At 52.7% G+C, this 10,991-nt stretch carries 7 protein-coding genes and 1 rRNA gene; 6 read left to right on the top strand and 2 right to left on the bottom strand.

The annotated features are described in order from the left end of the window. Window positions 1–87: 87 nt before the first annotated feature. Genes CWE12_RS09145 through CWE12_RS09120 form a run of 6 tightly spaced genes read left to right on the top strand, consistent with a single transcriptional unit; the run spans window position 88 to window position 10,011 of the window. On the top strand, window positions 88–519 hold the full coding sequence (locus CWE12_RS09145) for a DUF2914 domain-containing protein (RefSeq protein ID WP_126789408.1): 432 nt from the start codon (window positions 88–90) through the stop codon (window positions 517–519). Window positions 520–556: 37 nt separating this feature from the next. Beyond that, on the top strand, window positions 557–1,498 hold the full coding sequence (hemC, locus tag CWE12_RS09140) for a hydroxymethylbilane synthase (protein WP_126789407.1): 942 nt from the start codon (window positions 557–559) through the stop codon (window positions 1,496–1,498). Window positions 1,499–1,501: 3 nt separating this feature from the next. Further along, window positions 1,502–3,406: a uroporphyrinogen-III C-methyltransferase gene (locus CWE12_RS09135; protein ID WP_126789406.1), complete on the top strand. Its 1,905-nt coding sequence runs from the start codon at window positions 1,502–1,504 to the stop codon at window positions 3,404–3,406. Then, the gene (locus CWE12_RS09130; RefSeq protein ID WP_126789405.1) at window positions 3,406–4,566 is read left to right on the top strand and encodes a heme biosynthesis HemY N-terminal domain-containing protein; all 1,161 of its coding nucleotides are present in this window, start codon (window positions 3,406–3,408) and stop codon (window positions 4,564–4,566) included. The genes CWE12_RS09135 and CWE12_RS09130 overlap by 1 nt, the downstream gene beginning before the upstream one ends. A 13-nt stretch (window positions 4,567–4,579) precedes the next feature. Beyond that, window positions 4,580–6,337: an autotransporter assembly complex protein TamA gene (locus CWE12_RS09125; RefSeq protein WP_126789404.1), complete on the top strand. Its 1,758-nt coding sequence runs from the start codon at window positions 4,580–4,582 to the stop codon at window positions 6,335–6,337. Continuing rightward, window positions 6,334–10,011, top strand: coding sequence for a translocation/assembly module TamB domain-containing protein (locus tag CWE12_RS09120; protein WP_126789403.1), 3,678 nt, complete (start codon window positions 6,334–6,336; stop codon window positions 10,009–10,011). Before CWE12_RS09125 ends, CWE12_RS09120 begins: the two co-directional genes overlap by 4 nt. 51 nt (window positions 10,012–10,062) lie before the next feature. Here CWE12_RS09120 and CWE12_RS09115 read toward each other — a convergent pair whose 3' ends face one another. Both CWE12_RS09115 and rrf read right to left on the bottom strand, forming a co-directional pair. Next, window positions 10,063–10,602: a superoxide dismutase family protein gene (locus CWE12_RS09115; RefSeq protein ID WP_126789402.1), complete on the bottom strand. Its 540-nt coding sequence runs from the start codon at window positions 10,600–10,602 to the stop codon at window positions 10,063–10,065. Between the two features lie 267 nt (window positions 10,603–10,869). Further along, window positions 10,870–10,985: ribosomal RNA gene (rrf, locus tag CWE12_RS09110) — 5S ribosomal RNA — on the bottom strand. Between the last annotated feature and the right edge of the window lie 6 nt (window positions 10,986–10,991).

The following is a 10,991-nucleotide window of genomic DNA, read 5'->3' as shown; positions in this document are numbered from 1 at the left end:
TTTCGTGTGGCTATTCACGCGGCTATTCAATGACAGCCAGGCAAGTTAAAGTGGTACTCATGGTGGCTGCCCAATACAAGGACTTAGATGATGCTAAACAAACTCGCGACAATTTCACTTTCTTTACTTTTCCTGTTCCAGTTTTCTGCTGTGACGGCTTCCGAGACAGACCACGTCACTCTTAATGAACAATATGTTGAACGCGCTGTACTGACCACTGCAGTAGAAAATCGCGAACCCGTTGATGACCTGGGCAGCAGTTACACTCACAGCGGTGAAGAGTTCGACCGTCTGGCTTTTTTCACTCATATGGTTAATCACGATGGACGCGGTATTACTCACCGCTGGTACCGCAATGGCGAACTGGATGCTGAAATCGAGCTTGCTGTCGGTAGTAACAGCTGGCGTACCTACTCCACTAAACAGATCAGTCATTTGGAAGAAGGCGACTGGACCGTGCGCGTGGTCAATGACGGTGGTGATGAATTGGTAGAGTATAACTTCCAGGTGCAGCGCTAATCGTGCTGCCTCATTCTTTAAGTAGTAGAGCAGGTTCATGAGCAAAAACGATAAACTGGTCATTGCAACACGCAAAAGCGCGCTTGCCCTATGGCAGGCAGAACATATTAAAGCACGTCTGGAAGCGCTACATCCGGGGTTGCAGGTGGAGTTGTTGCCAATGAGCACGCGCGGCGACGTTATTCTGGACACGCCGCTGGCGAAAATCGGAGGCAAAGGACTGTTTGTCAAAGAACTTGAAGTTGCCATGATCGAACGCCGTGCTGACCTGGCTGTCCACTCAATGAAAGACCTGCCGGTTGAGTTCCCACCTGGTCTCGAGCTGTTCACTATTTGTGAACGTGAAGAGCCCAGCGACGCCTTTGTCTCGAATCAGTACGACAATTTGCAGCAGATGCCAGAGGGGGCCGTGGTCGGCACCTGCAGTCTGCGCCGCCGCTGCCAGATCGCAGCACGGTTTCCGCATCTGCGGATTAAAGATTTACGGGGCAATGTGCAAACCCGTTTACGCAAGCTCGATGAAGGTGAGTTCGATGCCATTATCCTGGCGACGTCGGGACTGGTTCGGCTGGAGCTTGGTGAGCGGATCCGCATGCGCTTACCCGCAGAGGAGTCATTGCCGGCCAATGGTCAGGGTGCCTTAGGTATTGAATGTCGCAGTGACGATGATCGCGTCAAGGCCTACCTGAAGCCGCTGGAACACGAGATCACCCGTATTTGTGTGCTCGCAGAACGGGCCATGAACCGACGTCTGGAAGGAGGCTGCCAGGTTCCTATCGGAGCCTTTGCTGAACTGCACGGCGACGAAATTTATTTGCGCGGCCTGGTGGGCCGCCCTGACGGTAGCGAAATTGTTCGTGGTGAAATCCGCGGCGATAAAACTGACGCTGAAGACTTAGGCACCGCGCTTGCCGATGACCTGCTGTCCCGTGGTGCTGGTGTGATTTTACGCGACGTCTACGAAAGTAACGAGGCCTGAGCTATGACCACCGGTGTTCTGTTAATCCGACCGCATGATCAGGCCAACGCGCTTGAGCAAACTCTGTCCAGCGAAGGCTATCAGGTGTTTCGTCATGCGGTGATTGAAACTCAACAGATCACCTTATCCGACGAGGTGTTGGCGCAGCTTGCTGATACCTATGACGGCATTGTCGTGGTCAGCCCGACGGCCGTTGGTTTTCTCGATCAGCAGCTTAGCGGGCACAAACTTACCTGGCCAAAAGGCCGTTATTACTGTGTCGGCAGTGGCACCGCTGAGCGTCTCGTTGCCGCTACTCATCAAGCGGTAACCTATCCGGCGCCCGAGCATACCGGCGAGTCACTACTCGCCCTCGACGAATTAGGTAAACTGGATAACCAGCACTGGTTATTTGTTACCGGTAAAGACGGTCGTACCCTGATTGCCGATACACTGCGCCAGCGAGGCGCCAGCGTTGAGACGCTGGAGGTCTATGAGCGCAGCCCGTTGCATCCGAATATCTCGGCCAAACTTCCAGAATGGCAGCAACAGGTAGATATCGCCGTGGTCACCAGCATGCAGCAGCTGGAACTGTTTTTTTCCGACCTTATTGATGACGGGCTGCAGTGGGCGCAACGTTTAAACTGGGTCGTTTCCAGTCAGCGCCTGCACGATGCGTTGACCCAGCAAGGGGTCAAAACCACACATGTACATAAGGCACAGAATGCCACCACGAATGCATTGGTGACGACCATTCAAAACCTGCAAACTAAAGAGACTAAAACTGTGACCAGTCAATCTTCTGACCGCACCGAACATTCTGCCAAGCCTATTGAGCCGACCCCCCGTAGTCGCTTTTACCTCTTTTTCAGCCTCATCCTGTTAGTGTGCGTCATTATACTCGCGGGAGGAAACTACTGGGTATGGACGCAGCAACAGAGTTATCGGTCGCAGACCAACGCTCAGTTACAAACGCTGAATGAGCGTATTGAATCGTCAGCCCGGGCTCAGGAAAGACTGGAAGGGGATCTTTTCAGAGGCCTGCAAAATAGTCTCGATGAACGCATGAGTCGATTGCAACAGGAACGCGAACAAGAGGCGAACCAACGACGGGAAGAACAGGCGGAAGAACGCCAGGCGATGCGTGACGAGTTTTCCCAGCAACGCAATGAATTAGAGCGGCTACAAGAGGATTTAGATAGCTCAGGCATGCGCATGTCGCAGGACCTCTATCTGGTTGAAGCACGTGATCTGGTTATGGCCGCAGGCCGGACGCTGTGGTTGGATATGGACCGGCCGACCGCGATTCGTTTACTACAACGAGCGGACGAATTACTGCGCGACGCCGATGACCGGAGTTTGATTCCGCTGCGCCAGCAATTGCAGGCAGACATTGATTTACTCGAGAACATCGAAGAGCCCAATCTGGAAGAGCTCGCTATTCGCTTGAGCTCGATGCGCCGTCAGATCCATGACCTGCCATTCAATCAGCAACAATCGCAACTGGATCAACCGACAGAGAACAACAGTGATATCAGTGGAGACTTCTCAGAATGGCGCAACAACCTTGCCAAAGCCTGGGACTCCTTCACCGACGACTTCATTCGCGTTCAGCGCACTGATGAACTGCCAGCAATGCAGCTGGGCCATGAGCAACGGAGCTTACTGGTAAGTCAGTTGCAGCTGCAATTGCAGTTAGCCCAGCAGGCATTGATGCAACGGCAAACGGTTAATTACCGTGAAGCTTTACGCCAGACAGCAGACTGGATAGAGCGCTATTTCGATATCGAAAGCCAACGAGTGCAGGAGTTAGTGAGTGAATTACGGCAACTGAGTGAACACGATTTAGAGCCTGACTACCCGACACGGTTACTGTCTGAAGCGATGCTTAAAGATGCAGTAGATGACCGACTTGAAGGAGCAAACTAGTGGTTAAAGCCCTGATCTTGCTCCTTATAGTTCTGGCTGGGTTCATCGCTGGGCCGTTATTTTCCGGTCAAACCGGTTATGTGCTTATTGTGATGGCCGGGTATCAGATAGAAACCAGCGTCGTGGTACTGGTTTTGGTAGTCCTCGCAGCACTGTTACTCATCTGGCTGCTGGATTGGTTAATTAAAAAGATAGTCCGCAGCACCCGACGCGGCTCCCGGTGGGCAAGCCAGCGTCGAGAGCGTAAAGCCCACGAGCAGTTCACTCAGGCGCTGCAGCAGCTCACCGCGGGTGACTACGAGCAGGCGCAGAAACATGCCGAACGTGCGGCCAGTCTGCTCAAAGCGCCCCATAATGCTCTATTGCTTGCAGCCACCTCAGCACGGTTGCTGAAAGACGACGATACTGAACGCCGCTTGCTTGAACAAGCCAGCGACAAAACAGATCCGCTTCTGGCACTGCAAATCCAGCATGCTGCCAGCTCTGCACCAGATGCTGGTGTTACTGCGTTCAAACGCTTACTTTCAGAACACCCCGGACATGCCGGGGTAACACGTGCGGCGGCCGCGTTTTATCTGCGTCATAATCGCCATGAGTTACTTTTCGAACTGTTGCCCGCCTTAGAAAGCGACCGTGCACTGCTCTCGACTTTATTAACTGAGTATCAAAGAAAAGCGGTGATTGGCTATTTCACTGCTGCCTCTTCCAGTACTGATTTACAACAGCGTTGGCGTTCGCTACACAAAAAATCCCGCCAGCGTGCATTAGTGCGCCTGGCCTATGCCGCGGTACTCGACCAGCGAGGAGAGCAAAGCGCAAGTCAGAGCGTATTAATAAAAGGTCTGCAAAAGCAGTACCTGACGCCCGCAGAGCTACTATACTCACCCTTTACACATACTTGGCAGACAGCCAGTGACCTGACTGGCTATATTGAAGCGTACATAAAGGGGGCACCGCAAGACGCGGATGCCATCGCGTTACTTGGAGTGTTGTATCTGCAGCAAGGTGACTCAGAACCTGCCCAGCGAGCACTCAGAACGGCGCTAAGTCTGCATAGTACGCCCTACTATTATCGACTGCTTGGGGATGCCTACCTCGCTTCAGGGCACAGTGAAAAGGCAGTGGAGGCGTATAAAGAGGCGCAGTCGTATAAACTCTGAATAAGGTAATGACATGAAACTGTGGTGGCTTCCACTCGGGACAATTTGTTTGATGGTACTGTCCCTGCAAGTCACAGCGCAGGACGAAGATGAAGCAAACCCCCAACTCCAGGTCGTCATTGAGGGAGTCAGTGGACAATTGCTCACCAATGTCCGCAACCGTCTTTCTATTTACGCCTATCACAATCAGGCCGCGCCTGGCCCGGGCCGGGTGCGTTACCTTCACCGCAGGGCTGAACAGGAAATCCGCCGCGCCCTGGCACCGGCCGGCTATTATCGCAGCGACATCGATAGCGAACTGCAACGCCATGACGATGGGTGGCAAGCAACCTACCGTATCGAAACAGGTGACGCGATGCCGATCCGTGAGGTCGACATCCGCCTCATGGGTGATGCTCAGGACGACGCCGCATTTTCCAGTCTTCTCAACGACCTTCCGATTCAACCCGGCCAAAGTATTCACCATCGCAACTACGAGAATGCGAAAAGTCGACTACGGTCGCTGGCGGCAGACCGCGGCTACCGTAATGCCAGTTTCGAAGAAAGCGAGCTGCGCCTCGATATGGGTGACTATGCAGCAGATGTTATCCTCCACTTTGACTCGGGACCGCGTCATCGCTTTGGCCGGGTCAGTTTCAGTGAATCACAACTTGACGAAGAAATTTTACAGCGCTTTGTGCAGTTCGAAGAAGGCGAGCACATTACCTCCGAGGAGCTGGTCGAGCTGCAAATGGGACTCGCTGACAGTAATTATTTCAGCCGGGTGCAAATCCAGCCACTTTGGGACGAAACAAGCGAAGATTATCAGGTTCCCATTGATATCACCCTGGAGCCGAATAAGCGCACTCATTATCGGGCCGGTATTGGCTACGGCACCGATACGGGGGCACGCATTAGCTTTGAACAAAATCGCCGCTGGGTAAACCGCCGCGGGCATCGTTTTAATACCCAGTTCCAAATTTCCGAATTAGTTTCTGCGGTCGGTACGAACTACATTATTCCGGGTGAACAACCGCAAACCGATCAGTATATTGTCCGTGCCGCCTGGAGTGATGAAGACACCTCAACCACCCGTTCCGAACTAATTAACGTGGGGGTAAGCTGGCAACATCAACTCGATCGCACCCAGCGCACCATCAGTCTTGACTGGCAGGACGAGAGAGATGAGCTTTCCGGAGAGCGCCGCGATACCCAGTTCTTAATCCCAGGCATTCAGTGGGATCGCGTACACACACCCAACCGCCTCGATGTGCAAGAGGGCTTTCGTACCTCACTTGGCTTACGTGGCGCCACCGAAGAAATCCTTTCCAGCACCAATTTCTTCCAGGTCTCGCTGGGAGGAAAGCTGGTGGTTCCCTTTATGGACCGTTTTCGCTTACTCACCCGCGCTGATCTTGGCACCACCGTCTCTTCTGATTTTTCGCGTATTCCCACCTCGCTGCGTTTTTATGCAGGCGGTGACTCGAGCATTCGTGGCTATGGCTATCGCGAAGTCGGTCCACGCGATGACGAAGGATTCATGCGCGGTGGACGTCATTTGATCGTCACCAGCCTCGAAGCCGATTATGAATTTAAGCCAAACTGGCGGGTCGCTGCGTTTTGGGACGCAGGTAAAGCCTTCAACGATATAGCGACCGCCTTTCGCCACGGCGCCGGTTTTGGGGTTCGCTGGCAAAGTCCGGTGGGCCCTATTCGTATCGATCTAGCTCACGGTTTCGGTCCGGAAGGCAGCAATGTACGTTTACACCTTACTTTAGGGCCGGACTTATGAAGCCTGCCATTAAACGTACGCTTCATTACACCAGTGTCGGGCTACTAGTATTAGCATCGCTACTAATCAGCCTTGTTGTCGCTATTCTGCTGCTTCTGGGGACTGAAGCGGGTACCCGGGCAACCTTCAGCCTGGCCAGTAAACTGGCACCAGGCACGCTTGAAGTCGAACACCTTGATGGCCATCTGCTCGGCGAACTCAACCTGAGACGGGTTCGTTATCAGCAAGGTGAACTTGAACTGGATATTTCCGATCTGCATCTGCAATGGAAGCCGGCTCAACTAGGTAAGCGCTTACTAGATGTCGAATCATTTGAATTCAGCGCCATGCAATTAACGTTGCCGCCGGGCGAGGATACAGACGACAGCTCCCAGCCGCCTTTTCAACCGCCCGAGATTAATCTGCCGGTAAATATCCAGCTCGAGCATGTGGCACTTCGGAACATCAGAATTCACAGTAACGGCACCACACAACAGGTGGATACCATTGAGCTACGAGCGCAAAGCCTGGGCAGCCAACAGCACATCGAGTACCTAAAGATTGAAGCGCCACAGGGAATGGTCACTCTTTACGGGGAAGTCGATACACGAGGACGCTACCCCTTTGACCTGAACGCCGAGGCGACCCTTGATCTGGGCGATACCGGTGAACTGGCACTGGTCGCTGAAGCGAATGGCGATCTGGACCAAGTGGAGCTTACCGCCACGACTGAAGGTATCGCCGATAGTGTCCTGACTGCAGAGCTAGGCAATTATCTGCAAGCGGAAAGGTTACGCTGGCAAGCCAACCTCAACCTGACCCAGTTATCCCTTGCCGCGACGGACGATAGAATCAATGACCTTGACGTGAGCATTGCTGGAGAGGGTAACCTTGAGCAACTCGATATTGAAGTGTCGGGTTGGTTAGATAGTGTGAGCCAGGGCCGTGTCGACCTCGATGGACTGTTCACCTATGCCGATCAAAGGCTCGACATTGACCACTTTAAAGCAGAAGTGGACAGCAACGATGGAGAATTCAACCTCAATGGATTTGCACAACTCGGCGAGCAGCTGGAAGTGGATATTCAGGGTGAAGTGGAATTTCTTGGCTTTACGTTATCTGAGTTCTCCCTTCAGGCTGAAGGTGATCAACAAGGGGCGTCACAGTTAAGTGTCAGTGCTTCAACGGGTCAGGGCGAAATAGCGATCGACGGCAGTTTTCTGTGGCAACCGGATTTACGTTGGGACCTGGCCGTTCGTGTTGATAATTTGGAGTTAGAAGGTTTAACCGACCAGGTGAGCGGAAACCTTAATAGCCATATCACTACCCAGGGACACTACACAGACACCCTGCAGGTGTTTGCCTCCATTGAAAGCCTGAGTGGTACCCTCGATTCATCCGAGGTTAGTGGCCGTGGCGAAATTGAAATCGACGGTGACCGCATCCAGGCCAACGACTTTGAATTGCAGCTTGGCGATGCCTTACTACAGGCCGATGGTCGTTATGGCCCGGATGATCTGACACTAAGCTGGACCCTGCAAGTGCCCGACATCGAAAGTCTGTATTCTCAAGCTCAGGGACAATTGCAATCCAGCGGCCGCTTAAGCGGTGACCCCGGCGCACCGGTTCTGCACGTCGAAGTTAACGGGGCGGACCTCGTCTACGGCGACTACGCAATAGGCACTATTGGGCTGAATCTGGACCTGAATACAGACTTTGAAAATTTACCAACAGGTTCACTGCAGGTCTCTGATCTAGCCATTGCTGAACACCAGGTTGAACAGGTTAATTTAACCCTACAGCAAAACTCCAACCAACCACATCAGGTCGCGCTCGATGTCGAATACGAGCAACTAACGATGCACACACAGCTGCAGGGGCGCTGGTCCCGGGAGCAGATTACCTGGCAAGGTGAACTGCAGGAACTGGAGCTTCGTTATCCTGAACTTGGTCGATGGCGTCTGACGCAGCCGGCTCCGTTGCACCTGTCAGAGCAGGCTGTCGAACTCGGCCAAAGCTGTATTTTAATAGCGTCCCGTGAGTCTGAAATATGTCTGCAGGCGGATTGGCAACGAGATTCGAACAACTCGACTTTGCAAGTGGCCGCCGAAAACGTACCTTATCAAATGTTTGCGCCCTGGTTTCCTGAGGATTTCAATATTCTGGGTGAATTCAGCCTGTTCGCCGACCTCGGTCTGCAAGACGACCAGCTACAGAGTGACGTTCGTCTGTCCATTTCCGATTCATCCGTCCAGATCCCGACTCAAGACCTCCGCGTTGACCTCGATGCGGGTGAAGTGTTGCGTATTCAGGGTGGCCAGGAGCAGCTTGAGGTTTACCTTCAGCTGCTTTCAGAGCAACTCGAAGGCGGTGTGGAAGCGGAGTTCGATATCTTCAACGTGTTAACGCCTGATCGCGAGTTCGAGGGCTACGTTGGTATCGATGTACAACGTTTAACCTTAATTTCCGCCGTGGTTCCAGAGGTTCAGAACATTTCTGGCAACCTCAACGGACGTCTCGATTTTTCAGGAACTATAAATGATTTAAATGTCGGCGGCGGACTAGAGCTACGCGACGGGCATGCGGAAATCCCTGCTACCGGCCTCGATTTACGCAATCTGAATATGAGCGTAGAGGCGCCCAGTGCTGCCCGGGAACCCTTTCAGTTCACTGGCTCAGTAGATGCCGGGGAAGGCCAGGTCAGTATTGAAGGGAGCTATAATTTACAGCAACAGCGCGCGCAGGTAAGTGTGCAAGGCGATGCGTTTCCTGCGTTGAACACCCGCGATCTTAAGGTCACCATTGCACCTCAACTCGAAATCGAATATACACCTGAGCTTATACGTCTGCGAGGATCAGTAGATGTGCCTAGCGCCCGAATTACCCCTCCCGATTTTGAAACGGTCGATTCCATCTCATCAGATACGGTTTTTATCGGACGCGACGGCACTGAATATGACATCGATGCCACCGCAGTACCGCTCGATATGGATCTTACCGTTCGCCTGGGAGATGACGTTCAGGTTAGTGCCTATGGCTTTGAGGGCCGACTCATTGGTCAGCTAAGAGTCATTGAACAACCCGGCCAGGAAACCTCTGCTGTCGGTAATATCGACGTTGCGACGGGTGAATATGAAATTTATGGACAGAATCTCAATATAGAACGGGGCCGACTTATCTTTACTGGGGGGCCGGTGGCCAACCCGGGACTCGATCTGCGTGTAGAGCGTCGTATCGAAATGGACAGTGTGACGGCCGGCGCAAGGGTAGGCGGGACATTACAGAACCCGACATTCAACTTATTTAGTTCGCCCAGCATGCAGGATAGCGCCATTCTGTCCTACCTTTTATTTGGGCGGGGGCCAGGACAAAGTGATACCGGTGAAGCGAATATGCTGGCCCGGGCAACGCTTGCTTTAGGCATGAGCGGCGGTAACCGACTCGGCGAACGACTGACTAATACCTTGGGCGTTGATGAGATCAGTCTGGATGCAGGCGATACCTTTGAGTCCACCTCTCTCTATATTGGCAAACAAATTTCATCTCGTTTGTATATTAAGTACGGGGTAGGCTTGGTCGAACCGGTCAGTACGTTCTTCATTATGTATCGGTTAACAGACAACCTTAACTTCGAATCGCACACCGGCAACGAACGAAGCGGCGCAGATTTCTTCTATTCGATTGAGCGTAACTAGTAATAAAAAACCCCTCATCAGGAGGGGTTTTCATTCACTCTGAATTCAGCTTCAGTCTGCAACGCCAATGACGCCACAACTTAAACGGCTACCGGCATCGCCTGTTGGCTGACTTTCAAGGTCATCAGCCTGAGCGTGGACAATAACACCCCGACCGAGAATGCTGTGCGGGCCATCCATTTGCAGACGATCATCGATGAACTCAACATGGGCTTCGCCATTTTCGTTTGACTCTAAATTGCCCAAATCCCCAACATGACGTTCGTCATGATCACGACCACCATGGCGAGTGGACTCTGGATTAAAATGACCACCTGCGGAGGTACCATCCGGAGCACTGCAGTCGCCGTACTGGTGAATATGGAACCCATGCTGCTGGTTAGGTTGTAAGCCTTCAATATGCGCGGTAACCGCTATACCGTCGCCGGTTCGGCGAAAAGTTACCATGCCTGTTACGTCGTTTCCTTCCGTTGCTACCATCGCGGTGGTGTACTCTTCAATACCCGCCTGATGTAAGACATCGTCGGTACCGCTTTCACCGCATGCACTCAGCATCAACGCTGGTATAACACCTAATATTAGTTTCTTCATGGTCTGACTCCCTTAAGGAAAATATTAACTACATGAATAGGTTAGCATAGATTGAGGGGTTGCGGGGGGGTGTGTGGATGGTGCTTGGATTGGCTGTCGGTGGTGGATGGGCAACCCAGGCGCGGGGCTTGAATCTTGAATGGGAACGAGATGGTGAACGTTGCTGGCACCTGCAGACCCATTCAAGATTCAAGCCCCGCGCCTGCTTTTAAACAACCATAAGCAAAAAGGCCACCCAGATGGGTGGCCTTTTTGACTTATATGGATGCCTGGCGGTGTCCTACTCTCACATGGGGAGGCCCCACACTACCATCGGCGCTGACATGTTTCACTACTGAGTTCGGAATGGATTCAGGTGGTTCCACGTCGCTATGGCCGCCAGACAAATT

This window comes from Aliidiomarina sedimenti (assembly GCF_003986955.1).
Lineage (GTDB): Bacteria > Pseudomonadota > Gammaproteobacteria > Enterobacterales > Alteromonadaceae > Aliidiomarina > Aliidiomarina sedimenti.
The sequence above is the reverse complement of the archived record's forward strand: the minus strand, read 5'-3'. Positions and strand labels throughout refer to the sequence as shown.